Raw genomic sequence first — 23,944 nt, 5'->3', positions numbered from 1 at the left:
CTAGATCTGGTCGGCGTAGCTGCGGCAGCCTGCCTCTGCAATCTGAAGCGACTGCACCGCTTGGTCGACGGACTTGGCCGCCGCGTCGAGCATGGTGGCGATGTCTTGGTCGGCCCTCGTCGCAGTACCGCGGATGAGTGCCTGGATCTGCTGGCTGGACTGCTCGAAGCGCTGTTTGAAGCCCGCCAGGCTGCCCGCACCTTGCCGGGATTGGTCAGCTAGGCCGTGGAGCTGCATCTTGAGCTGTTCGACTTGGGACATGTTCTGCCTGCCTCACTAGTGCCGATGGGAAGGCTGGCCGGAGGTTGCTCGCCCAGGCGCTCACGCCCAACCTCCGGCCAGCTGGTGACCGAGGACCCCGTCCGGGCCTCGGTGTTTGGAACGGCTGGCGCAGGACGGGACTCGCCTCACGCCCCGCGCCAGCCGGCTTGAAGATCCCTGCCCGAGACAGGGGTCTCGGGGGAGGAAGCTCGGACAGGGATCGCTCGATGACGGAACCGGTGGGTGTGCAGACGATCCGCTGCACGTGAGGGGCTGAGGACGACGACTCCCCACCGGTTCCGCCAGTTCAAGGGGTGTCGTAGAGCATGAAGCGCGCCCCCGTGACCCGCTCGAACTCTCGTTTGACGCGCTCCGGCTCACCTATGAGGGCCAGGTGCCGCCAGTCCGGGATCACGACGGCGGTGAGTTCGTAGCGGTTCAGCGACTCGACCAGCGCGCTGAAGGCTGCTGGCGCGGTCTCTCGTTGCTCCACATACGTCGAGCCCATGGCGAAGCCCTCGACCGCCGCGAAGGTCGTCAACTCAACTTTCAGCCGCTCGACGTGCTGGTCCGATAGATATAGGTCACGTCGGGCGTACCCCAGGAGCAGCGGGCGCGTGTAGTCGGTCACCGCTCCTCGTCCATCCATCGGCGGAATCTGACCATCAGGCGCTCCCAGAACCGGGACCACCATCCGCGGCGGTGCAGGCCGTTCACGAGTCGGCAGCATCTTGGTTCACCACCGGAACAGCCGGCTCAATCGTCACGCGCAGGCTGTAGAAACGCCGCGTCATGGCCGCCTGGTACCGAATGGCCTTGGCAGGCTCCGCGGTGTAGTCCGCGATGACATGCTCACCGAACCAGACGCGCACACGCCGCTCGGTCGGCTGTGGAGTCTCCGCGAGCGTCGTCATTCGCCGCGCACCTCCCGGACGATGTCGCGGAGCATCAAGGCGTAGAGCACACTGGCCAGCAGCCAGAGGGGCCACATCAGGTGATACATGGTCCTCACCCCCGTCGATTGGGTTATCGGACGACCACCATCCAATGACGCTGCGTGGTGGGAAACGACGGCGATACATATGCGCGGCGGGGTCGAGGCAAGATATGCGTGCCGCGCATACCGGCAGATGGTCACGGGTAGTGTTGCCCCTGTGACGCGCTCCCAGCGGCGGCTGTGTCCCTCATGCGGTGCATATCTGGCAGCGGACAACGATGGTGACCAGTGTGGACCGTGCCAGCGGCGTGCCCCCGAGCTGACCCGTGCGGCGCCGCGTCTCTCAGCTGACTTCTGGGAGGCTGACGCCCTTGCCGAGGCTGCGGCTGAGCGACACTTCGGCAAGCTGCTACTGGCCTACCGCAAGCTCCAGCGCCCTGAACCGACGCAAGCGCTCGTCGGCCAATGGCTCGGACTCACTCAGGGGCAGGTCAGCCGGATCGAGCGCAGCGCGATACCAGTGCACGACCTCGACAAGCTCGATCGCTGGGCCCAGGCCCTGCACATCCCAGAGCAGTTGCTGTGGTTCAACCTGACGGCTCGGCCCGTCGGGCTTGGGAACGAGCATGCCGGTCCGACAGCGTCGCATGCGCCAGCCGAGTACCACGACAGCCAGCATGGCATCGACGCATACACGCGCCCCGACCGCCGCTCTATCGTGCAGACTCAATCACCTGCCGAAGGAGACGGAGTGCATCGGAGGCAGTTCATCAAGTCGGCCGGCGTGGGTCTCACTGCGGTGGGGGCCAGCCTGCTGACAGGGACAGCGCCCAGCCCGAACCGGCGTATCAGCCGAGGAAGACCAGAGGCCAGCACCGAGATTCGCGAGATGACGCAGGTCTTCCGTCGCCTCGACAACCGGTACGGCGGCGGTCACAGCCGTTCGGTCGTGAGCTCGTATCTGAACTCGACGGTCACACCACTGTTGCGGGAGAGCACCTCGGGCGGAGGCCGATCCGACCTGTTCGCGGCTGCCGCCGAACTCCACCACTTAGCTGGCTGGATGGCATATGACACCGGCCACCATGGCGACGGTCACACTCATCTGCGTCAGGCGCTGCGTCTCTGTCATGAGGCCGACGATGAACGGCTCGCCAGCGAGATGTTGGCCGGGATGAGTCATCAGGCGGCCTTCCACGGTGCCCCCGACAGCGCCGTCGACCTGGCGCTCGCAGCTCAGCACAGCGCGAAACGATCAGGCTCGAAGCTCCTGCAAGCTGAGGCGGCTGTCATGGAAGCCCATGGCCTCGCGCTGCAGGGCGACAAGACCGGTTGTCTGGCTGCACTGAGCCGCGCCGAGGAGGCGTTCAATAAGTCGGACGCTGAAGAGCGACCGCACTGGCTCATCTACTTCGACCACGCCTACTTGGCAGCAAAATTCGCACACGCCTTTCGCGATCTGGGGCTTGCCGAGGATGCTGAACCCTTCGCCCGGCGCTCCCTCGAGATGACCGACGGGTACGAGCGCGGCCGTCTGTTCAACACAGCCATCCTCGCCACCATCCTGGCGGACCAGCGTCGGCTGGAGGAGTCCTGCGCGCTTGGAATGGAGGCAACGACACTCGCTGCGTCGGTGCGATCGATGCGCGGCGGCAGCTACCTGCTGGACCTGGGCACGCAATTGGCGCCATACCAGAAGGTCAAGCCTGTCAGCTCTCTGTTCGAGAGCTTGATCGAGATCGGGGTGTCACCGCTGGACGAGATCAGCCGGCCTGGAACGCCAGCACGTGCAGCAGACCGACGAGGGACGCCGCGCCGATGATCTGGCCAGTGTCGATACGTTCGCGGATCGAGTCGAGCGGCACCCAGTCGATCCGTTCCGCTTCGTTGATGTCCTCCGGCTCACCGACGTAGTCGGCACCGTAGGACACGAACAGCAGGTTCTCGGCGTCTGTCGTTCCTACCGAGGGCTGCAGAGACACCAGCGGCTTGACATTCCGCGGCCGCCACCCGGTCTCCTCCTCAACCTCCCGCGCCGCCGTCACCGCCGGATCCTCGTCAGGATCGACATAGCCGCCTGGCAGCTCCCAGACCCAGCGGTCGATGATGAAGCGGTGTCGCCACATCATCAACACGTTCTCTTGCTTGTCATCCAGCACCACCATCATGGCGGCCTTGGGCATCCGCAGGACGTACTGCTCGAACTGGACACCATCGGGTAGCTCGACCGACGCGATGCTCAACCGCAGCCGGCGGGTGTCATCGATCAGCCGCTCGCCATGGATCTTCCAGAGCGTGGATTCCGTACCGCCATGAGCCGTCACGCTACGACACTACCCAAGGGTGCGTCACCGCGGCTCATCCGCGGCGTTGCTCGATGGCCCCACACGGACTACCGCGAAGGCCTGCGCGAGGTCCTACAGGTCGCGAGCGACGAGGAGCTCGGCTTCGTGAACCCTGCCGACACCGAGGCCAACCCCCATGTTCAGGACGTGCCCTGGCCGGACTCCCATTGCTGGCTCTCGGCAGCCGACGTATTGACGTCGAGGAGCCGCTCCTCGGTGATGTCCGACTTCCAGATCGGTAGATGCAGGATGGACATCCACGTACCCTCCGCTCGGTCGCCTGCGCCAGGCTTGACGAAGCACCGGAAACGACGCGGCACTCGTCTATACGTCTTCGCGATCTCCAAGATGCTCGCCTGGACAGTAGGGATATGCGCTGGCCATGAGGCACTCGACTTGCCCTCGAGCCGTCGTGAGGGCAGGAACGACGAGTCGTCCAGCAGAAATTGGTAGCTGGCGTAGAAGGGTGATGCATCGATGTCGACGTCGATGCCGACGGCATTGACTGTCACTGGCACGAGCCCTTCGTTGGTGACCTCGACGCCCAGGTACTGCCCCTGGTCCGGCTTGGAGAGTGTGGTCGCCCCGAGGCCTTCAAGCGGGACGCTCAGCCACCCGTGATTTACCAGGACCAACCCGACCGGCTGAACGGCGAGCTTCACTTCGGTCAGTGTTGCGAGCGACTGTTGTACCTGCTGCACGATCTGTTCGAGCTGCTGTTCGGAGAGCTGCCTACCAGAGCTAGCGGTGACCTGTCGGCGCTTCCATTCGAGAAGCTCAGAGACCGGATAGTCCACCTCGTGCTGGTCGACGGGTCGGTGATGGATCCCGCAGAGCAGCAAGAGATTCTCTTCTGAGTCGATCAACGGCTCTGGGTAGGTGGAGTCGTATCGCGGGCCGTCAGGCGACTCGGACCGGATGTGTGCGATGTCCACGGATACCGTTAAGCGCCCGCGATCCTCGAAGATCAGGGGCGAGGTGCAATTGGGGTAAGCACAGTGCGTTGCGCGGCCGAAGAGAAGCTTGAGTGTCGGTTTGGTGTAGTCGCGGCTCACGGCACGACCTTAGTCGTCCTGGTGGTCGGAGTTGGCCTCTTTGAGATGGACGGCGTGAGCTGACACTTGGCAACTGAGCGTGATCGGGCGATACTGCTCGTGGTGGAGGCGAGCGGGGGTGCTCGCAATCGATACCTAGGGGTGGGTGAACTATGCCAACGCGCTTGCGTTGCGAAGCCATTGTCATATCGTGTTCATATGGCGTTGCTTCGGTATATATAAAACTTACTATTATCGCGCAATCTGTGCGATAATAGGAGCATTTATGATCGATCGAATCGTCATCAAGGGATACCGGCTGTTCAAGGATCTCGACTTACAGCCTCATCAGGGCATGAACATCATCGTCGGCGATAACGAAGCTGGGAAGTCGACGCTGATGGAAGCAATTGCCATGGCGCTGACGGGGAGGATCAGTGGTAGGTGGGCTCGGGAAGAGCTGAATCCGTACTGGTTCAACCAAGATGTAGTGGCTGAGTACTTCAGGTCTCTTGCGACTGATCAGCCACTACCGCTGCCGGAAATTCTCATCGAGCTGTACCTCACGAACGATGATGATGCTTTGCAGCCGCTTCTCGGCGTCCACAACTCTCGGCAAGAAGCTGTGCCAGGTGTGAGGATTAAGATCACGCCGTCGAGCGATTTCGCGGTCGAGTGCGCCGAGTACCTCGCAAGCGAGGACCGTCCGGACATTCTGCCAGTCGAGTTCTACGATGTTGAATGGCTCGACTTTTCCGATGGACCCTTGAAACGCCGACCGAAGGACCTCGGCGTGTCGGTCATCGACTCGCGGACCATTCGATCGACGTCAGGGGTGGACTACCACACGCGCGAGATGCTCGGCGACTATGTGGACGCGAAGGAGCGGGCGGCGATTTCAGTTGCTCACCGAAACGCTCGCCACACCATCACACGCACAACCCTCAATACGGTCAATGAGCGAATAGCAGCCGAAGCGCCGGGAATCCACGATCGAGCCATCGGCCTCCAGATGGACCAGTCTTCTAGTGCCTCGTGGGAATCTGGCATCGTGCCGCAGGTGGCTGATGTGCCATTTGCGATGGCCGGCCAGGGGCAACAAGCGGCTATCAAAGTCGCTCTGGCGATGAACCGTAGTGCCACCGGTACGGCGTTTGTGCTGGTTGAGGAGCCCGAGAACCATCTGTCTCACACGAGCCTGACGAAGCTGGTTTCCCGGATCGAGACACTTGCGGGTAGTCGGCAGGTCTTCCTTACGACTCACAGCTCGTTCGTTCTCAACCGACTTGGCTTGGATAAACTGATCCTCCTGCACGCAGGCAAGACGATGCAGTTCGCAGAGCTTTCGACCGGTACCGTCAAGTACTTCAAGAAGTTGTCGGGCTACGACACGCTGAGGCTCGTCCTGGCGGAGAAGATAGTTCTCGTCGAAGGCCCATCCGATGAGATGTTGTTCGAGCGAGCCTTTCAGGACAAGCATGGTGTGCCGCCGATCGCTCGCGGCGTGGATGTGATCTCGATGGGCGGTGTTGCCCTCGCTCGGAGCTTGGCGGTGTGCGCTGCACTTGACCGACGCCTCGCTGCACTCCGGGACAACGACAACAAGGCACCCTCTCACTGGAGGGATCTGTACGCCCAGTACCTCGAGAACGGTGTTCGGGAGTTGTTCATCGGCGATCCGATCGACGGGAGGACGCTTGAGCCGCAGCTGATCAAAGCGAACGGCGGCGAGGCGCACGTCAGGACCCTCCTGAACTACACGGGCGACAAGACAGTTCCGGAGTACATGACCAGCAACAAGACCGAGGCGGCCCTACGTATTGCTGAGTCGAAGGCTCAAGTGAACTTCCCGAAGTACTTGCTAGACGCGATCGACTTCGTCGCATGAATAAGGTGGTCTTGGCGGTTGCGGGGTCGCGGAAGACCCAGTCAATTGTAGATGCCTGCGCGAAGGCTCCCGAGGGGCGTCGCATCTTGACGATCACCTTCACACTTGCTGGTCAACTAGAGTTGGAGAGCCGCCTCCGAGCTGCATGTCCTGCCGGGGAAGTCCCGGAGGTCATGGGGTGGTACTCCTTCCTGCTTCGGCACTGGATCCGCCCATTTCTGCCACTCGTCTATCCTGGCCGGCGGCTACGAGGGCTCAACTTCGACGGCAAGCCGCCCAATGGATGGTATACCAAGGGCGAACAGCGGCATCTCGACGGAGACGGTCGCGCCTACAAGCTGTATCTTTCTAAACTTGCTACCGAAGCGTCGAAAGCAAGCAAGGGTATGGCGATTAGCCGTCTGCAGCGGATTTATGACGAGATCTACATCGATGAGGTTCAAGACTTGACCGGCTGCGATCTCTATATGTTAGAGGAAATCATGCAGTCACGAATTGACCTCACGATGGTCGGGGACATTCGACAATCGGTCCTTGAGACTAACTCCCAGGACCCGAACCTCAAGCAGTATCGCGGCCTCAAGAAGCTTGACTGGTTCGCCAAGCACGAGAAATCTGGTTTGCTCGATGTGGAGAAGTCTGTCCAGACGTGGCGCTCCAATCAGCAGATAGCGGCGTTCTCAGACACCATATTCCCGGCGACTCTCAACTTCCCTGCGACAGAGTCGATGGCGAATGAAGCGACGACTCACGATGGCGTGTTCGTGCTCGAACCCGATCATGTCACTGCCTATGTCGAGCGGTACGATCCGCTCTGTCTCCGCGAGAGTAGGAGGACCGCGGCCAACGTAGACCTTCCGTTTAGGAACTTCGGCGTTGTTAAGGGGATCACTACTGAACGAGTGCTGATATACCCCACGAAGCCCATCGCAAAATTCCTGAAGTCTGGCGATCCCCTGGCTCCGAAGACATCATGCGGTTTCTACGTTGCTGTGACTCGCGCTCGTCATAGTGTCGCTTTTGTTCTTGATGACGCTAGCTCGTATCAGCTTCCCGCGTGGTCGCCTAGATAGCGACAACTCGCCTCATGTGTCACAATAGGGGCCAATGAACGACAACAAGGACACTCGATCGGGCAAAACGCTGGGCGATATACGTATCGGCGACTTATCACCAGAGCTCCAAAAGAGACTAGCTGATGCTATAAGGGCTGCGCAGCCGCAGCTTAATGAGGTCAATAGGGTCATTGCGGCCCGAATTGCGCCACAGGTCGAAGGCATAGTGAGGGCCGCCGCAGCCAACATACCTAAGGTCCTGCCGAACTTTGTGCTTCCTCCGCTGAAGATCGACTATGAGACACTCTTCCCAAATCTCGCCGAGTTTAATGAGACGTTACTCTCGGGCCTGAAGCCAGCGCTCGAGGCTACGCATCTATTACAGCGCGAACAGTTCGGCAAGATTTTTGAACAGCTACGTCGAGTGGCCGAGCGAATCCTGCCACCAAACTGGCACGGAGCTAACGGTTTAAGTGTCGACCTACTTGAGACGCTACTGCTGGATGAAGGTCTACCGCTCGCATGGGTTCCGCCGAAGGCTGTACTGGAGAAAGTGTTTGCTGCTCCCACGCCCGCCCAGCGTCGGAATGTCATTGGGCGAAACTGGAAGATCATAGGGGAGTCTTGCGTCCAGGTACTCGACAGCATCGAGGATCCGAGCCTTGGTGAGCATGTGCAGTTCGCACGCCTGTCGGCCGTGTCGCTCCTCGGCGGAAGCCCTGCGCCGTCCCAGGCACTCAGCGCAAACCTGCTTGACAGTGTGCTTCGCGCAGAGTTCAGTAGCCCGGCTCGAAAAACGGTAACGAGCCAAAAGACGCGCCTCGATATGGAGGATTATCCCATTCGTGTGGCGATTGTCCTCGGCGCTGTGTGGGCTGCCCATGGCGAGTACTGGCCTGACAAGGGCCACAAGATACCGCATACGTTTAGCCGGCATGCCAGCGCTCATGGCGTATCGCGACGTCAGTACACAAAGATCAACGCAACGCTGTCACTGATGCATGTGACGTCTTTGCTCAAGATGCTGGACGTCGACACGCCCCGATAGTCGCCATGTTGGACATGGTTCGGAGCGCGGTCGGGTTGGTTTCGGCTGGACGGCTGGTGAGTGGGATCTATCGGCCGTGGGTGTCTCGCATTCTCACGCGTGCCCGCTTCAGCGCCTTGTAGACGGTCGAGTGCTCGCGTCCCAGTCGGTTGCCGACCCCCACAAGAGACGATCCGCTGTTGTAGAGCATCGTCGCTCGTCTGAGCTCTGCTTCGGTCATCCGCGGGTATCGAACCTTGATTCCTGCTTCACGGAGGATCTTGATGACACTTCTCTTGCTCAAGCAGAAGAGCGCGCCGATTGACTCCGATGATCCGCCCGCCTCGTACTCGGCGACGATCTTGGCCACCGTCTCGCTGTCGAGCCGCTCGTCCAGCTTGTGGACTCGTGGGGTCGGCGTGGTTTCGGTCACCGGTTTTTCGAGTGTTGTTTCAAATGCTATGGATGTTGCCAGATTCTCGAGCTTTTCCAGTAGTGGGGCATGGTTCGAGTAACGGGATATAACCTCCCGGCGGTTGCTGCCAGCTAGGGCCGTCCATGTGTATCTCGCAGCCGCACTCCAGCCCGGTGAAGTGCCTTGTGGATCGTGGAGTAGCCGCGCCCCATTCGCTTACCAACCTCCGCTAGTGACAGGCCAGTGCCGTACAGTCTCGCTGCTTCCCTAATCTCCGCCGAACTCATCCGGGGCAGTCGAACCTGCACGCCTGCCTTGCGAAGTACGTCGAGGACGACACTCTTCGGCAAGCAGTACATCTCCCCGAGCCGACCGCTCGACTCCCCTGCCTGGTAGAGCTCAGCAATCCCACGAACGGTTTCTTCGGTCAACCGTTCTTGTAATGGTATAATTACTTTGCGTGATGGTGCAGTCGAGTAGGCACGCGCAGGATCACTCGTTGCAGCCTCTGCTACTTTGCGTAGCCGCTCCGCCAGATGGGAATGGTTGGAGTAACGAACTAGAACCTCCACCCAGTAGCAACTAGGCCGGTCAACCCACTCGGGTGACCGGCCTTCTGCTTGTACTGCGTGTAGCCCACGCGTCTGCGTGCTCGCTCCTGGGTCGCTCACACTCCGACGCTGCCGCCCGCCCAGGCCGCCGCTCCTCTGTCGCGGCTCGTGCCCAGGGTGCGGCTTGCTTCCTGACGGACGATCCGCCCGATCACCGGTGTCAGACGGACGGCAATGTCTGCCGTTCGGGCGAGTCGGCCACTCGCTTCAGGCATTCGGGCGAGGTCGGTCGCTCACCTCAGGGGAGGATGCTCGTGGATCGGATGTGGAGCCGGCGACGTGGGCTGTGGAGCGACTCGGCGTGAGAATTTCTGTCGGTAGCTTGTCGGATTCGGTGCGAGGTGTTCGTAGCAAGGGTGAGAGTGGCCGGAGGAAGGCTGCTGGGACTAGGAGTGATGAGATGCCGAAGTACCTGATCTCGTTCGAGAAGGGCTCGATGGACCACATCCCGGCGGGAGACTGGGCCGAGGTGGGTAAGGCCGCGCACGCGGTGTGCCAGGAGGCCAAGGATGCCGGGGTGTTCGTCTTTGCGGGCGGGCTGCGGTATGACGACGGCGACGTGGAGGCTGCCGTGGTTGCCGTTGACGGGACGGTCACCGACGGGCCGTACCCGGAGAGCAAGGAACTCATCGGCGGTGTGTTGATCGTCGACGTACCGACCCGGGAGGCGGCGCTGGAGTGGGCGGCCGAGATCGCGGTTGCCTGCCGGTGTGCGCAAGACGTCCGCAAGTTCATGTTCGACCCGGAGTTGGTCGATTGAGATCACGTTGATGCAGCATTGCCCGTCCGTGCACGGCTAGCCTCGTGTGGCGAGGCACTGACCCGTGTCTCCTGAACGTGCTAAGTGCTGAGGCCGTCATCCACTCGGGGAGACCGGCCTTCTGCTTGTACTACGTGTAGCCCGCGCGCCGCTCCTCCGTCGCAGCGCTTGCCGAGGGTGCGGCTTGCCTCCTACCGAGCGACCTATCTGCTCGTCACCGACGGCCAGGTCAGCCACCTTGAACGGGAGATGGCTCGGTTCACGAGAGACGTAGGTTTCAACGCGTTCCCTTGCACGCCTCGGCGCTGAACTGCTCGTAGGACTGCACGGTGTCCACGTCTTGGTCTTTGGAAGGGATGTAGGTCTGCGTAAGCACTTGACCGGGCGTCAGTCTGGAGAGACGTTCCAGGGTGAACTCGACGTGACCCGTGAACCAAGTGTTGTCGCGCGTCCATCCGTAGGCCTGATAGACGACACCAGGTCTCAGTGGCTCAGAACTACCCGTGCGGGACCACGACCGGGACGGCGCGACGCTGTTCAACATGGCATGCATCGCAGTCGTCGGCGTCACTGGCGAGACCGCGTCCCAGCTAGCGACTGAGACCGTCGTGTCCTCTCCGGTTGGGTCGGCCTTGGTGCGATCCCGGTAGATCGTTGCCCCATCGATGTGGTCGTTGCAGACAGCGAACACGATCACCGGTCGAGCCTGCGCATCGACACTGATGCCTGTCGACCCAGCGCCCGCAACGGTCTCGCACCCGGCCAAGGCCGTCATGAACGCAGCCGCCAACAAGCCGGCCGCGGCCTTGGCTCGCCAGCGGGCGCGCCCTGGCGAATGAAGAGACATCACAGCAAAACCTTGCACACATCATTTCGCCGCGGGCTTGCCGTCATCGAAATGCAACGTCCGCTTCTGCCGCGATCGGCCCGCTCGTAGCAACTTCAAGAATTTGCTTCTACGGAGCGGCTATGCGTTTCCGGCATGAGGCGGTCGCTGATCTGTGGGGGCCTCCGGTGGTGGGGTGTGGTCGAATGGCGTATGGCGACTGCGGCTGAGGTGAGTTGGGAGTCGGATGGGATTGCGATGTATGGCAGTCTCGTCCGGCCCGAAGGGGATGGGCCGTTTCCGGCGGTGGTGATGGTTGCTGGGAGTGGGCCTACTGATCGGAACTGGTGTTCGCCGTTGTTGCCTGGCAGTAATGGGTCGGGGCGGTTGTTCGCGGAGGCGTTTGCCGAGGCGGGGATTGCTTCGTTGCGGTACGACAAGCGGGCGTCGGGGCCGCATGCGATGGAGAACGTGCCCAAGCTGATCGGCCGGCTGAGTATGGGGTCGCATCTCGACGAACTGGTGGCGGCTGTCGGCGTACTGGCTGCTGATGAGGGGGTTGATGCGTCGCGGATTGTTGGCCTTGGCAACAGTGAGGGGACGTTGCATGTGCTGCACTACGCGACCAGCGTGCAGGATGTGCCGTTCGCCGGGATCGTGCTTGCCGCGCCGCCGGGGAGGCCGGTCGGTGAGCTGCTGTTGGCGCAACTTGCATTGCAGGCATCGCAGATTCCCGGTGGCGACGAGCTGATGCCCGCGGTACGGGAGGCGACCGAGCGTTATGAAGCGGGGCTGCCGATGGATCCTGATCCGCGGCTGCCCGAGAGTGTGCGGATGGTGCTCGCCAGCTTCGAGACGCCCGCGAATCTTCCGCTCGCGCGTGAGTTGTGGGCCGAGTCTGCCGTCGATCGCCTGCCGGAGATGGAGATTCCGACTCTCGTGCTGATCGGCGGCAACGATCTGCAGGTCGACGCTCATGCCGACGGGGATCCGCTGCAGGCGGCGGCCGCGGGGAAGGCGAACGTGACGTTTGCCTTCCCGCCGAACGCGAATCATGTCTTCAAGGAGGACACCCGCACTCCTGAGGAGGTGGTGGCGTCTCCGGGGAACGGCTACAACGCGGAGGGGACCAGGCTCGATCCGGAGGCGCTCGAGACAATCTTGAGTTGGCTCCAAGAAGTCTTCGCGAGCAAGAGCTAAGACTATGTAGGTCCGGCAATACTGTCCGAGTGATTCTCGAGGATGTGCGGGTCTACCATCGCACCGGCCAATGGTGTGCAGGTGTGCGGAGTGGGGACAACGTCGTGGCGTACGACGTGCCGATTCTCCCGCAGTGGCAGGCGCCCGGGCGGCCGACGGTCGATCGCTGCTTCGTGCTGGTCGACGAAGGAGTTCAGGTCATGAGGCCGAACACCTTCACCGGTGCGCTCGAGGGTGGCTGGTACGTCGATCTGGTCGAGGTGGAGGAAACGGAGCCGAACCAACTGGTGGTTCACGATCTCAAGGTGGACATCCTCGTGCCGCCGGGGAGTTTTCGCTACGAGATGCTTGATCTTGACGAGTTCGCCGACGCGATCGAGGACGGTTCGATCGATGCTGCGACGGCGCTCCGGGTGTTGCGCAGTACTCAGCGCTTTGTCGACACGCATCTGCGCAATCTCGACCAAGCTGTGCTGGGCTCCTGGCCGGACTTTCCGCCGGCGAGTGTTCTGAAACTGGCGGAGTTGCCGCCCTTCGACGAGCGGTCGTTGCCGGAGGCACGTAAATGAGAAGTTGGTTGTCAGTGGTTTCGCGGGGGTCTACGCTGCGGGGCAATGGATGCCGCTGAGTTCTATACGGGGATCGTTGTCGACGCGTACTCCAAGCTGAAGTCGACCAGCTTCGACCCGAAGCCGTACGCCGACTTTGTTGGCGCGGCTGGTGAGCCTGGTCTGGAGATCGGGTGTGGAGATGGGGAGCCGCTACTTTCGTTGCGGCAGGCCGGGCTTGAGGTCGACGGCGTGGATTCGTCGGCCGACATGCTGGAGCGGTGTCGCGCCAATGCGGCTGCGACGGGCGTCGAGGTCACGCTCTACCACCAGCGGATGGAGGATCTGAGCCTGCCGCGGCGGTATCGCTCGATCTACCTGGCCGGGCCGACCTTCAACCTGCTGCCCGACGACGAGACCGCCCGTCGAGCGCTCGCGGCGATTCGGCAGCACCTGACTCCTGACGGACAGGCGATGATCCCGCTCTGGATTCCGGGCCCCACTCCGGAAGCCGAGCTCGGCCGGCAGCGCGAGGCAGTCGACGACGAGGGCGCGACCCTCGTCTACACGCCGCTGTCCGAGACGTATGACCCGGTTCTCCGCACGAGGGTCACGACGGTTCGCTATGAGCGACGGAGTCCGGACGGAGCCGTCGAAAGCGCGGATCGTGACTGGGTCCTGCATTGGCACACGCAGACGTCGGCCCGCGAGATGTGCGTGGACGTGGGCCTCGACGTCGTCCGGATCGAAGGCGACGCCGGTGGCGCCGCCACGGCCGACGATTTCACCCTCGCCGTTCAGCCGAAAAGCTTCTTCTAGACCGCTCACACCACCCGGAGCGGCCCGCGACGTCGGTGTCAGAGGGCGTGTCAGGGGCGTGTCAGGGCGGTGTCCGGGCGGGCCGGGAAGCTCAAGGCATGACAGATATGGCGATCGCGGTTTCCGGGCTGCGTAAGGGATTCAAGGACAAGGTCGTGCTGGACGGCATCGATCTGGAGGTGCCGGCCGGGACGGTGTTCTCGTTGCTGGGGCCGAACGGGGCGGGCAAGACGACGACGGTCAACGTGCTGACCACGCTGATCCAGGCGGACGCCGGCAACATCCGGGTCGCAGGGCACGACGTGGCGACCGAGGCCAAGGCGGTGCGGGCGTCGATCGGCGTCACCGGGCAGTTCGCGGCCGTCGACGAACTGCTGACCGGGCAGGAGAACCTCCAGTTGATGGTGGATCTCACCTCCGGCGCCGATCAGCGCACGGTGACGGACCTGCTCGAGCGCTTCGATCTGGCCGAGTCGGCGCACAAACCGGCCTCGACGTACTCCGGCGGTATGCGGCGCAAGCTGGACCTGGCGATGACGCTGGTCGGCAACCCGCGGATCATCTTCCTCGACGAGCCGACGACCGGGCTGGACCCGCGCAGCCGGCGGACGATGTGGGCGATCATCCGCGACCTGGTGGCCGATGGCGTGACGGTGTTCCTCACCACGCAGTACCTCGAGGAGGCCGACCAGCTGGCCGACCGGATCGCCGTCCTGGACCAGGGCAAGTTGGTTGCCCAGGGCACCCCTGAGGAGCTCAAGCGGCAGCTCCCCGGCACCCACGTCCGGTTGCGCTTCAGCACGGAGGCCGAGCTCGACGAGGCGGCCGCGATCTTCCCCGACTCCACCCGGGACGACGAGGCGCTGGCCCTCAAGGTCCCCAGCGACGGCGGCACCAGGTCGCTGCGGGCCGTGCTCGACCGGCTCGACGAGTACGCACTCAGCGCGGAGGAGTTCTCCGTGCACACCCCCGATCTCGATGACGTTTTCCTCGCCCTGACGGGCCACTCCACGGAGGTAGTCGCGAAATGAGCACCAAGTCCCCCTCGATCGTCATGCTGCGTCGCGACTTCAAGCACATCGCCCGCAACCCCACGTCGGTCTTCAACGCGATCCTGATGCCGGTCGTGATGCTGTTCATGTTCGTGTACCTGCTCGGCGACGCCTTCTCCGTCGGTGTCGACTACGTCGACTACGCGACGCCGGGGATGATGCTGCTGGCCGTCTGCTACGGCCTCGGCGCCACCGCGACCTCGGCGAACGCGGACATGACGAAGGGCATCATCAACCGGTTCAAGGTGATGGACGTACCCCGCGGCGCGGTACTGACCGGCAAGGTCGTCGCGAGCGTGCTGACCAACCTGGTCGCCATCGTGGTCCTCGTCGGGGTCGCCTTCGCACTCGGCTTCCGGCCGTCCGCGAGCTTCACCGACTGGCTGGGTGTGCTCGGCATCGTCGTACTGCTCGGCGTGGCCACCGGCTGGTTCACGGTCGCCCTCGGGTTGTTCGCGAAGTCGCCGGAGACCGCGGGGCTGGCCGCAGTACCGCTGATCATGCTGCCGTTCTTCAGCAGCGCGATCGTGCCGGCGGAGAAGATGGGCCCGGGCGTCCGGCAGTTCGCGGAGTACCAGCCCTTCACGCCGATCATCGAGACCCTGCGCGGCCTGCTCGCCGGTACGCCGTCGTCCAGCGACGCGATCACCGCCGTCGCCTGGTGCGTCGCGATCTCCCTCGTCGGCTACTTCTGGGCGCGCTCCACCTTCACGAAGCGAGCGTGATCTCGACCAGCTGACTCCAGTTCGACTCCGCGCCTTCTCGAGCCGCCTCCGCGAACTTCGCTTCGCCGAGGCGGCTCAGCGCTGCCTGCTCGATCCTGGCCTCATCGGGTTGGGACCGATCAGGCAGTCCCCGTACGCCGATGGCTGCGGCAACCAGTCGCGCGGCCTGCTCGTACTGGTCGTTGCGCAAGGCAAGCTCTGCCACGCCGACCAGCACCTGTGCCGTCGCCGGTGCGTGCCCACCTTCGGCCGCCGACCGGCACGCGGCAGCGTAGTGTTCACGGGCAACGGCTGGATCGGTGGCGAGGAAGCCGAGCAGGCTGTGGGTCACCGCCCGGATGCCCGGCTGCTCCGCCTCGTCACCCAGGATCTCTCGCGCGACGCCGACCTGGTGGCGTGCCTCCGCGGTGTCGCCGCCCCAGCGGGCCAGTTCTGCCTTCGTGAGGGCCAGCATGCCCAAGGAGCCCGGCCAGGTGACCCGTTCGGCGTACCGCCGCGCTTCGGCCATCGCGGCGTCGCTCGATTCCTTGTCACCCAGGAGCCAGTACAGCTGAGCCTGGCGCGAGCGGATCGGCAGGACATCCTCCACGGCACCGACTTCGATGACCACCGCGGCCGCCTGATCGTAGTACTCGCACGCGCCGGCGAAATCCCCGCGGACGGCCATCCGTTCCGCCAGCTCACTCAGGGCGAACGAGATGCCGAACCGCTCGCCGAGTGACCGGAACTCCGTCAGGGCGAGCTCGAGATTGTCGTCCGCCTCCCGCCCGGCATGGCCGAGCACGATCCGCAGCTTGCCGAGTTGCAGCCGGGTCAGCGCGCGGACCCACGGGTCTTCGTTGTCCAGCAAGGGTTCCCAGGCGGACAGGAAGTCACCTGGCCCTTCCAGCATCCGCTCCAGCGGGTCGACCAGCTCCAGGAACGCGGGCGCCGCCTGAAGGCGCCGGCTGATCCGGTGGGCCTCGTGGATCCACTCCTTGGCCACGCGCTGGTCGCCCGGCCCCGAGTTCAGGAACAACACGACCAGTGCGTACACCCTCGCCCGGATCTCATCGGTAACTTCGCCAGGCGCCCTGGTGGCCGCCATGACCAGATCGTTGCCCTCGGCCTTGTGGCCGCTGAGCCACCAGTACCAGCCGGCGTACGCCGCGAGCCGCATCGCCTCCTGGGCCTCGCCGACCGAGATCGCACCGCGCATCGCCGTACTGAGGTTGTCGTGCTCGGCCCGGAGCACCGCAAGCCATTCCAGCTGGTCGGCGCGGCGAAGATGCGGCTCCGCGGTCTCGGCGAGCTCTGTGAAGTAGGCGAGATGAGCACGGCGCGCCGACTCGGCCTCGCCCGCCTCCGCGAGCCGCTGCCCGGCGTACTCCTTGATCGTGCCGAGCATCCGGTACCGCGGTGCGGCGTCGATGTCGGCGACGACCAGCGACTTCTCGGTCAGCGCGGTCAGCAGCTCGAACACCTCGCCTGCCTCGACCGTGTCGCCGGAGCAGACTCGCTCGGCTGCCTCCGGACTCGCGCCACCTGCGAACACCGAGAGCCTTCGCAGTACGGCCCGTTCGGCATCGCTCAGCAGCGCCCAGCTCCAGTCGATCACCGCGCGCAGCGTCCGCTGCCGGGGGAGCGCAGTGCGGCTGCCGCCCGTCAGCAGGCGGAAGACGTCGTCGAGCCGCTCGGCGAGCTGATCGAGAGACATGGTGCGCAACCGGGCCGCGGCCAGTTCGATGGCGAGCGGCATGCCGTCCAGTGCCCGGCAGACACGTGCCATGGTCGCCAACGTCCGGGCATCGGCTGCGAGTTCCTTCTGTACTGCGCTCGCCCGGTCCCGCAGCAGCCGGACAGCCGGCGAGGACTCGATCTCCTTGGGATCCGCTTCCGCCGACGGCAGAGACAACGGCACGACCCGCCACAGCGCTTCACCGGTGATGCCGAGTGGCTCCCTGCTCGTCGCGAGGATTCGCAACCGCGGACATTCGCCGAGGACCCGGTGGGCGAACGCCGCCGCGGACTCGATCACGTGCTCGCAGTTGTCCAGAATCAGCAGCGCCTCCCGCTCGCGAAGCGCTGCGATCGCGCGGTCGGTCGGCTGCAGATCCGACGTGTCGCTCAACAGCGCGTCACGCAAGCCGAGCGCAGCGAGCGTCGCCTGCGCCACGTCACCGTCGGCCCCGATCGGCGCGAGCTCCACCAGCCAGACGCCGTCCGGTAGCTCGCCGTGCAGTGTCTGTCCGGTTTCCGTTGCCAGCCTGGTCTTCCCGGCGCCGCCCGGACCGATCAGCGTCGTCAGCCGATGCCCGCCGATGAGCTCGCGAACCTCGGCGACGTCAGCCTCCTTGCCGACAAAGCTGGTCAGCTCGGCGCGGAGGTTGGTCTCGAGGGCGGCGTCCGCGGGCTTACTCAATTCGCCGCGCAGCAACGCGACGTGCACTGCGGACAAGTCCGCCGATGGGTCCACGCCCAGCTCGTCGGCCAGGGCTTCTCTCGTGCGTTGGTAGACGCCCAGTGCTTCGGAGTCCCGTCCTGCCGCAACGAGGGCACGCATCAGCGCTGCGACGAGCCGTTCCCGGACAGGGTGGGCAGCGACCAGATCGGTCAGTTCGGTGACCAGGTCGGCGCCGTGGCCGAGGCTGATCTCCGCATCGAACCGGTCCTCCAGGGCCGCCAGGCGTAGTCCTTCGAGCCGGGTGACCGCGGCGTCGAACGCGCCGCTGTCCTGCAAACCGATGTCCTGCAGCGCATCGCCACGCCACAAGCTCAGCGCCTCGCGAAGCAGCTCGATCCGCTCGCCGCCGCGGCTCTGACCGAGGAGGCGCTCGAACCGTACGGCGTCGACAGCGTCCGGCTCCACGGCCAGCCGGTAGCCGTCCGGATGCCCCTCGATCGGCAGCACCTTTCGCAGCCGGGAAACCAAGCGCTGCAGGGCATTCGCAGCCTCGGCCGGCGGCTGCTCACCCCAGATCCAGTCGACGAGCGTCGCCTTCGGAACCACCTGCCCCGGCCTGAGCGCCAACGCCACCAACAGTCCCCGCAACCGAGCCCCCGGCACCTCGGCGAGGACGCCGTCGCCGGTACGAACCTCGAACGGCCCTAGCATCCCGATCTGCACCACCCGATCTTGCCATGCGAGGCGGGCAAGTCCGCCACTCCGCCGTACAGGGGGAAGGACCCGCGACGACGGCCACCTGGCTCACGCGCACCAGGCGGTTCGATGACTTCAGCCGGCCGACGGGGTCTGTTGCAGCTCTCCGATCGCAGCACCGAGGTTGACCTCGATGCCGTCGGGCTGCTGGAGTCCCTTGTCGAGCAGGAGCTGGACGAAGGGCCGGTGCTGCGGGCGGCCCGCGGTGGCGAAGTAGGCGGCAAGCCCGGCCGCGAATTCTTCGTCGCCTGGCAGGGTGGCCGCGTCGACGAGCTTCTTGATGCCGCTGACCGCGACTTTGTCGAAGGCTGCGATTCGGCGGGCCAACGCGTCGGTGAAAGCCTCGAGGTCAGTGTCCGGGACGACCCGGTTCACATAGCCGTACTCAGCGGCCAGGTCGGCGGGAATGTCGTCGCCGCCGAGCAGGATCTCCAGCGCACGGCCGCGGCCGACCAGGCGCCCCAGCCGTGCCATCGGACCTCCGCCGGGGACGGCGCCGACACCGACCTCGAACTGCCCCAGGACCGCCTTCTCCGACGCGAAGCGGATGTCGGTGGCGAGAACGAACTCGCTGCCGGCGCCACGGGTCCGCCCGCGGATCTCCGAGATCGTGGCTACCGGCAGCCTGCTCAGCCGCACGAAGTTGTCTACGTACGGATGCAGGCCCGTCGGGCCGGGCCGCATTCCCGCCACGCGGGCGGTGTCGGCCAGGAAATCCCAGTGGGCCATGAAGTACCCCGGTTTGTCACTGCGGAAGACGACAACCGTGAGGTCCGGGTCGTTCTCCATGCGTCCGATGAGCGCGCCGAGCTGCTCGACGGTGTCGGGATCCAGCAGATTGACCGGGCCGTTGTCGAAGGTCACCCGCCAGTAGGCCGGGGAGACCTCGTTGATGTGGAATTGTTCTGTCGCACCCATGTCCTGCTGCTCCTGACTTTCGGGCCGGTCCTCCGGCCGGGGTTGGTCGTCCGCCGCGCTACTCGGGTCAGCGAAGTGATCGGAAGGCGGCACGAATTTCCTGAGTGAACACTTCGGGCTCCTCCCAGGCGGCGAAGTGTCCGCCTCGCGCGGGCTTGTTGTAGTAGCTGAGGGTCGGATAGCTGCTCTCGGCCCAGGTGCGCGGTGCCTGGAAGATTTCGCCCGGGAAGGCGCTGAACGCGACTGGGACGGTCACCGGCGCAGGGGTGCGGCCCGCGGCGGCGGTCTGCGCTCTCTCCCAGTAGGTGCGGGCAGCCGACTCCCCGGTGCCGGTCAGCCAGTACACCGAGACGTTGTCGAGGACGTGGTCGCGGGTGAGGTTGCCCGACGGCGAGCCGCCGCGGAAGGCGCGGGAGATCTTGAGGTAGCTGTCGGTGTCGTGGTCGAGCATCCAGGCCGCCAGCGCGACCGGGGAGTCCAGCAGTGCGTAACCGATCGTCTGCGGCCGCGTCGACTGCTCGACCAGGTAGCCCTTGCCGCTCGTCGAAAAGACCTGGAGTGCGGCGAGTGCGGCCTTCTCCTCGTCGGTCGTCTTCGGCAGAGTGCCGGTGCCGGCCAACGCCGGGACCAGCAGGTTCAGGTGGATGCCGAGTAGTCCCGCGGGTGCCAGGCGGCCGATGTTGTCGGTGACGGCCGCGCCGACGTCACCGCCTTGGGCGACGTAGCGGGTGTAGCCGAGGCGGCGCATGAGTTCAGCCCAGGCGCGGGCCGTTCGGTTGGTGTCCCAGCCAAGTTCGGTCGGTTTGCCGGAGAAGCCGTAGCCCGGGATCGACGGCAGTACCAGATGGAATGCGTCCGCCGCCGTGCCGCCGTGTGCGGTCGGATTCGTGAGGGGGCCGACCGTCTCCAGCAGTTCGACGATCGAGCCGGGCCAGCCGTGGGTCATGACGAGCGGCAGTGCGTTGCGGTGCCGCGAGCGGACGTGGATGAAGTGCACGTCGACGCCGTCGATCTCCGTCGTGAACTGCGGCAGCGCGTTGAGTTTCGCCTCGAACCGCCGCCAGTCGTAGCTCCTCGCCCAGTACCGGGCCAGGGCCTGAGCGGTTGCCAGCTGTACGCCTTGCGAGCGGTCGGAGACGAGCTCGGCAGACGGCCACCGGGTTGCGGCGATGCGGCGGCGCATGTCGGCCACCTGTTCACGCCGGATCGCGACCCGGAACGGGCGAATCCCGGTCGGGCCGGTGGACGGTGCCGCGCTCGCCGGCGCCTGGCCGAGCGCGGCGTACGCGGCGACGGTGACGCCGGCCGCGAGGCCGCCCTGCAGCACCTGCCGTCGAGTGGGTTGGGATGCGGACGAAGTCATGGTTCTCCACCTCAAGGTTCGATGTACGGGCGGCGCACTCAGCTCGCTGCGCGCCACTGTCGGCGTGGCTGCGGTGTTCGGGTTCGTGGCCTGCGGCTATCGCAGTGGACGGAACGCGGCCCGAAGTTCCGCCGCGAACAGTTCCGGCTCTTCCCAGGCAGCGAAGTGGCCGCCGCGTTCCGCTACCCCGAAGTAGTTGAGCGTGGGGTAGGCCTTTTCGGCCCAGCTGCGTGGTGTCCGCCAGATCTCGCCGGGGAACGTGCTGAACCCGACCGGAACCCGTGGATCCGGCAGCGGCGGGCCGCCCGCGGCAGGCGCGTCCGGCCCGTACGCCTCCCAGTACGACCGGGCCGTTGACGCTCCGGTGCCGGTCAGCCAGTAGGCGGTGATGTCGTCGAGGATGTGGTCCCGGGTGAGGTTGCCCGAGGGGTTGTCGTCGACGAAGGCGCCGGCGATCTTGTAGTAGGCGTCGGTGTCGTGGTCGATCATCCAGGCGGCGAGCGCGGACGGCGAGTCCAGCAGCGCGTACCCGATCGTCTCCGGCCGGGTCGCCATCTCCACGAAGTACCCGTTGCCGCTGGTCTGGAAGACCTTGATCGCGGCGAGCGCGGCGCGTTCCTCCTCGGTGTCGTCCGGCAGCGAGGTGGGGTCGTTGAGCGCCGGCACCAGCAGGTTGGTGTGGATGCCGACCAGCCCCTGCGGGCCCAGCCGTCCGAGCGCGTCGGTGACACCGGCGCCGACGTCACCGCCCTGCGCCACGTAGCGGTCGTAGCCGAGCCGGCGCATCAGCACTGCCCAGGCCCGGGCGGTGCGCACAAGGTCCCAGCCGACCTCGGCAGGCTCGGCCGAGAAGCCGTACCCCGGCAGTGACGGCAGCACGAGATGGAATGCGTCCGCCGGAGTGCCGCCGTGCGCGGTCGGGTTGGTCAGCGGGCCGACGGAGTCGAGCATCTCGATGACCGATCCCGGCCAGCCGTGAGTCATGATCAGCGGCAGCGCGTCCGGATGCTTGGACCTGACGTGGACGAAGTGGATGTTCACGCCGTCGATCTCGGTGGTGAACTGGGGCAGCGCGTTCAGCCGGGACTGCACTCGCCGTAGGTCGTAGTCCTTCTCCCAGTACTTGCCCAGCGCCCGCATCGTGGCCAGCTGCACCCCCTGCGAGCGATCGCCGACGAGCTCCCGGGCGGGCCAGCGCGTCGCCCTCAGCCGGCGGCGCAGATCGTCGAGCGCCGCGTCGCGGAAACGGACGGTGAACGGTCGGATCGCATGGCTCACTTGCCGTTCGAGCGTGGTCATGTCACGCACTGCCTCTCAATCGGAACCGGCACGAAGACATCCAGGTCCGAGCGAAACCAGCTCCCTGGACGCACACCAGCATGTCGACGTCTCGTCCGCCACGCGCCCGTGAAACACCCTGGTCGACACGCTGGGGTCCGTCCCCCGTGCCCCCCAGTGGATCCACTAGCCCTCTGCGGTGGCCGAGCCGGAAAGCGCACATGACGGTGAGGGGTTTTGCCGGTGGTGGTGGATCAGGCGATGATTCCGGGCCCGCCGTTGACGAGGACGCGGCGGGCGGTGATGGCCACGGGCCTGCCGTATCCGCCCGCACTCGTTCAGCTGATGACGGCCCGGGGGATCGGAGCTAGCCGGCGGTGGCTTGGGTCAGGGCTGTGAGGAGGGCGGTGGTGGCGGGTGGGTCGGGGGGTTCGCCGTACGTGGCGGCGTAGACGTGGCGGTTGGAGCCGGGGAGCCGGGTGGCGACGATCTTCTTGGTGCGGTGGGCCTGGAGGGCGAGACCGGGGATGGTGGTGACGCCGAGGCCGGCTGCGACGAGTTCCTGCATGACGACCATGTCGTCGGTCGTGTAGCGGACGTCGGGTTCGAAGCCCTCGGCGTCGCAGACGGAAAGTAGATGACTGCGGCAACGTTCACAACCGGCGATCCAGGTGGCGTCGCGCAGAGCGGCCAGGTTCTTCACGCGCTTCGGAGTGAGCAGGTAGATGGGGTCGTCGAGCAGGTGATGCAGGCGTACGCCGGGCGGCTCGGGTTCGCTCTCGTCGTACCGGAAGATGATCGCGACCTCGATCCGGCCCGCGCGCAGCAGGTCGAGCGCTTCGATCGGATGGGTGTCCGTGAGGGTGATCTGCAGGCCCGGGTAGCCGGCGGCGAGGGCGGCCGCCGCTCGGGGTACGAAGGATCCGATCGCCGAAGAGAAGCCGGCCAACCGGACCCGCCCGGCGGTGAGCCCGACGTGAGCCGCGAGTTCCGCATCGGCGGCGTCGACCCGGCCGATGATCTCGGCGGCGCGGTCGGCGAGGAGTTGCCCTGCCTGCGTGAGCCGCACGCCGCGGCCGACCTTCTGCAGTAGTTGCGCACCGGTCTCCGCCTCGAGCCGGGCGAGGTGGTGACTGACCGTCGGCTGCGAGTAGTGCAGCTCTTTGGCCGCCCCGGTGACGAGCCGTGCCGAGCGAGTGCGTCGATGACCGAACTCATCGATGGCGTCCGTACGGCGGTCGCTGCCCGCACCGACTGGTCGGGCACAGCCGAGCTCGTCGCCGACCAGTTACGCCGGCACCTGCCGACTCCCGCAGTACTGACGGCACAGCAGCGACTCGGCTCACCCGATCGGTACACAAGCCACACCTTGTACGTCGAACCCGACAGCTCGTTCTCGATCATCGCGCTCGTCTGGCGGCCGGGGCAGTTGACGCGGATCCACGACCACGTGACCTGGTGCGTCTTCGGCGTCATCCAGGGCACCGAGCACGAGGAGCTGTACGACGCCGACCTCAACCTGGTCGGCCGCAGCGACAACCACACCGGCGACGTCAGGGGCTTCGCGCCCCCCGGCGACATCCACCGCGTCCACAACACCGGCGACACCACCGCCATCTCCCTCCACATCTACGGCACCGACGTCACCCGAATCGGCACCAGCGCCCGCCGGTTCTACAACTGATCGACCTTCGGCCTGGCGGGGACGCGCTTCGCGGAGAGCCGGTGGTGGGGTGTACTGAG

At 65.1% G+C, this 23,944-nt stretch carries 24 protein-coding genes and 1 pseudogene; 11 read left to right on the top strand and 14 right to left on the bottom strand.

The features are described 5' to 3' along the window. The 3 genes from EV138_RS05390 to EV138_RS05380 all read right to left on the bottom strand — a co-directional run bounded on the left by EV138_RS05390 (position 1) and on the right by EV138_RS05380 (position 1,175). Positions 1 to 261: a hypothetical protein gene (locus EV138_RS05390; protein ID WP_133977323.1), complete on the bottom strand. Its 261-nt coding sequence runs from the start codon at positions 259 to 261 to the stop codon at positions 1 to 3. A gap of 307 nt (positions 262 to 568) precedes the next feature. Continuing rightward, positions 569 to 910: a hypothetical protein gene (locus tag EV138_RS05385; RefSeq protein WP_133977322.1), complete on the bottom strand. Its 342-nt coding sequence runs from the start codon at positions 908 to 910 to the stop codon at positions 569 to 571. Positions 911 to 974: 64 nt separating this feature from the next. Next, positions 975 to 1,175 carry a hypothetical protein gene (locus EV138_RS05380; RefSeq protein WP_133977321.1) on the bottom strand — a complete coding sequence of 67 codons (201 nt, stop codon included), beginning with the start codon at positions 1,173 to 1,175 and terminating at the stop codon, positions 975 to 977. A gap of 240 nt (positions 1,176 to 1,415) precedes the next feature. Between EV138_RS05380 and EV138_RS37575 the strand changes: the two genes are divergently transcribed. After that, on the top strand, positions 1,416 to 3,020 hold the full coding sequence (locus tag EV138_RS37575; protein WP_202866624.1) for a helix-turn-helix domain-containing protein: 1,605 nt from the start codon (positions 1,416 to 1,418) through the stop codon (positions 3,018 to 3,020). On the opposite strand, the gene EV138_RS05370 is transcribed toward EV138_RS37575, so the two are convergent. Both EV138_RS05370 and EV138_RS37185 read right to left on the bottom strand, forming a co-directional pair. After that, the gene (locus EV138_RS05370; protein WP_133977320.1) at positions 2,962 to 3,522 is read right to left on the bottom strand and encodes an NUDIX hydrolase; all 561 of its coding nucleotides are present in this window, start codon (positions 3,520 to 3,522) and stop codon (positions 2,962 to 2,964) included. The genes EV138_RS37575 and EV138_RS05370 overlap by 59 nt on opposite strands. 161 nt (positions 3,523 to 3,683) lie before the next feature. After that, entirely contained in the window at positions 3,684 to 4,598 is a 915-nt protein-coding gene (locus EV138_RS37185; RefSeq protein WP_166678494.1) for an HNH endonuclease family protein, read from the bottom strand. 265 nt (positions 4,599 to 4,863) lie between these two features. On the opposite strand from EV138_RS37185, the gene EV138_RS05360 reads away from it, so the two are divergent. The 3 genes from EV138_RS05360 to EV138_RS05350 are packed head-to-tail and all read left to right on the top strand — an operon-like array spanning position 4,864 to position 8,568. Then, positions 4,864 to 6,465: an ATP-dependent nuclease gene (locus EV138_RS05360; RefSeq protein ID WP_133977318.1), complete on the top strand. Its 1,602-nt coding sequence runs from the start codon at positions 4,864 to 4,866 to the stop codon at positions 6,463 to 6,465. Beyond that, positions 6,462 to 7,538: a UvrD-helicase domain-containing protein gene (locus EV138_RS05355; protein WP_133977317.1), complete on the top strand. Its 1,077-nt coding sequence runs from the start codon at positions 6,462 to 6,464 to the stop codon at positions 7,536 to 7,538. The genes EV138_RS05360 and EV138_RS05355 overlap by 4 nt, the downstream gene beginning before the upstream one ends. Before the next feature lie 34 nt (positions 7,539 to 7,572). Then, entirely contained in the window at positions 7,573 to 8,568 is a 996-nt protein-coding gene (locus EV138_RS05350) for a hypothetical protein (RefSeq protein ID WP_133977316.1), read from the top strand. A gap of 67 nt (positions 8,569 to 8,635) precedes the next feature. Here the strand turns inward: EV138_RS05350 and EV138_RS05345 are convergent, their stop codons facing one another. Together EV138_RS05345 and EV138_RS38560 are read right to left on the bottom strand one after the other, a co-directional pair. Next, positions 8,636 to 8,980 carry a helix-turn-helix domain-containing protein gene (locus EV138_RS05345; RefSeq protein WP_133977315.1) on the bottom strand — a complete coding sequence of 115 codons (345 nt, stop codon included), beginning with the start codon at positions 8,978 to 8,980 and terminating at the stop codon, positions 8,636 to 8,638. 113 nt (positions 8,981 to 9,093) lie between these two features. Continuing rightward, complete coding sequence (locus EV138_RS38560) at positions 9,094 to 9,249, bottom strand: helix-turn-helix domain-containing protein (protein WP_369410824.1); 156 nt, start codon at positions 9,247 to 9,249, stop codon at positions 9,094 to 9,096. Between the two features lie 724 nt (positions 9,250 to 9,973). Here EV138_RS38560 and EV138_RS05335 point away from each other — a divergent pair. Continuing rightward, complete coding sequence (locus EV138_RS05335) at positions 9,974 to 10,333, top strand: YciI family protein (RefSeq protein ID WP_133977313.1); 360 nt, start codon at positions 9,974 to 9,976, stop codon at positions 10,331 to 10,333. A gap of 277 nt (positions 10,334 to 10,610) precedes the next feature. Here the strand turns inward: EV138_RS05335 and EV138_RS05330 are convergent, their stop codons facing one another. Next, a complete protein-coding gene (locus EV138_RS05330; RefSeq protein ID WP_133977312.1) occupies positions 10,611 to 11,180 on the bottom strand; it encodes a hypothetical protein in 570 nt (189 codons plus the stop codon). Positions 11,181 to 11,315: 135 nt separating this feature from the next. Here EV138_RS05330 and EV138_RS05325 point away from each other — a divergent pair, with 135 nt between their 5' ends. The 5 genes from EV138_RS05325 to EV138_RS05305 all read left to right on the top strand — a co-directional run bounded on the left by EV138_RS05325 (position 11,316) and on the right by EV138_RS05305 (position 15,503). Next, entirely contained in the window at positions 11,316 to 12,359 is a 1,044-nt protein-coding gene (locus tag EV138_RS05325) for an alpha/beta hydrolase family protein (RefSeq protein ID WP_369410722.1), read from the top strand. An 83-nt stretch (positions 12,360 to 12,442) separates the two neighbouring features. Further along, the gene (locus EV138_RS05320; protein WP_133977311.1) at positions 12,443 to 12,928 is read left to right on the top strand and encodes a DUF402 domain-containing protein; all 486 of its coding nucleotides are present in this window, start codon (positions 12,443 to 12,445) and stop codon (positions 12,926 to 12,928) included. Positions 12,929 to 12,973: 45 nt separating this feature from the next. After that, positions 12,974 to 13,726, top strand: a complete 753-nt coding sequence (locus tag EV138_RS05315; protein ID WP_133977310.1) for a class I SAM-dependent methyltransferase — start codon at positions 12,974 to 12,976, stop codon at positions 13,724 to 13,726. A gap of 98 nt (positions 13,727 to 13,824) precedes the next feature. Then, positions 13,825 to 14,757 carry an ATP-binding cassette domain-containing protein gene (locus EV138_RS05310; protein WP_133977309.1) on the top strand — a complete coding sequence of 311 codons (933 nt, stop codon included), beginning with the start codon at positions 13,825 to 13,827 and terminating at the stop codon, positions 14,755 to 14,757. Then, positions 14,754 to 15,503, top strand: a complete 750-nt coding sequence (locus EV138_RS05305) for an ABC transporter permease (protein WP_133977308.1) — start codon at positions 14,754 to 14,756, stop codon at positions 15,501 to 15,503. Before EV138_RS05310 ends, EV138_RS05305 begins: the two co-directional genes overlap by 4 nt. On the opposite strand, the gene EV138_RS05300 is transcribed toward EV138_RS05305, so the two are convergent. From EV138_RS05300 to EV138_RS37895, 6 genes and pseudogenes are all read right to left on the bottom strand, one after another. Next, positions 15,487 to 18,609 (bottom strand): AfsR/SARP family transcriptional regulator, encoded by a 3,123-nt coding sequence (locus EV138_RS05300; RefSeq protein WP_133977307.1) that lies wholly within the window; start codon positions 18,607 to 18,609, stop codon positions 15,487 to 15,489. The genes EV138_RS05305 and EV138_RS05300 overlap by 17 nt on opposite strands. Before the next feature lie 108 nt (positions 18,610 to 18,717). Beyond that, on the bottom strand, positions 18,718 to 19,560 hold the full coding sequence (locus EV138_RS05295) for an enoyl-CoA hydratase/isomerase family protein (protein ID WP_133977306.1): 843 nt from the start codon (positions 19,558 to 19,560) through the stop codon (positions 18,718 to 18,720). 67 nt (positions 19,561 to 19,627) lie between these two features. Beyond that, positions 19,628 to 20,923, bottom strand: a complete 1,296-nt coding sequence (locus tag EV138_RS05290; RefSeq protein ID WP_133977305.1) for an epoxide hydrolase family protein — start codon at positions 20,921 to 20,923, stop codon at positions 19,628 to 19,630. Positions 20,924 to 21,019: 96 nt separating this feature from the next. After that, complete coding sequence (locus tag EV138_RS05285) at positions 21,020 to 22,222, bottom strand: epoxide hydrolase family protein (protein WP_133977304.1); 1,203 nt, start codon at positions 22,220 to 22,222, stop codon at positions 21,020 to 21,022. Positions 22,223 to 22,568: 346 nt separating this feature from the next. Next, positions 22,569 to 23,270: a LysR substrate-binding domain-containing protein gene (locus tag EV138_RS05280; protein WP_238157971.1), complete on the bottom strand. Its 702-nt coding sequence runs from the start codon at positions 23,268 to 23,270 to the stop codon at positions 22,569 to 22,571. 36 nt (positions 23,271 to 23,306) lie between these two features. Continuing rightward, positions 23,307 to 23,360: pseudogene (locus EV138_RS37895) on the bottom strand (helix-turn-helix domain-containing protein); the annotation flags it as partial. A 45-nt stretch (positions 23,361 to 23,405) separates the two neighbouring features. Here EV138_RS37895 and EV138_RS05275 point away from each other — a divergent pair. Further along, the gene (locus EV138_RS05275) at positions 23,406 to 23,885 is read left to right on the top strand and encodes a cysteine dioxygenase family protein (RefSeq protein WP_133977303.1); all 480 of its coding nucleotides are present in this window, start codon (positions 23,406 to 23,408) and stop codon (positions 23,883 to 23,885) included. Positions 23,886 to 23,944 lie beyond the last annotated feature (59 nt).

It is taken from the genome of Kribbella voronezhensis (assembly GCF_004365175.1).
Taxonomy (GTDB): domain Bacteria; phylum Actinomycetota; class Actinomycetes; order Propionibacteriales; family Kribbellaceae; genus Kribbella; species Kribbella voronezhensis.
The sequence above is the reverse complement of the archived record's forward strand: the minus strand, read 5'-3'. Positions and strand labels throughout refer to the sequence as shown.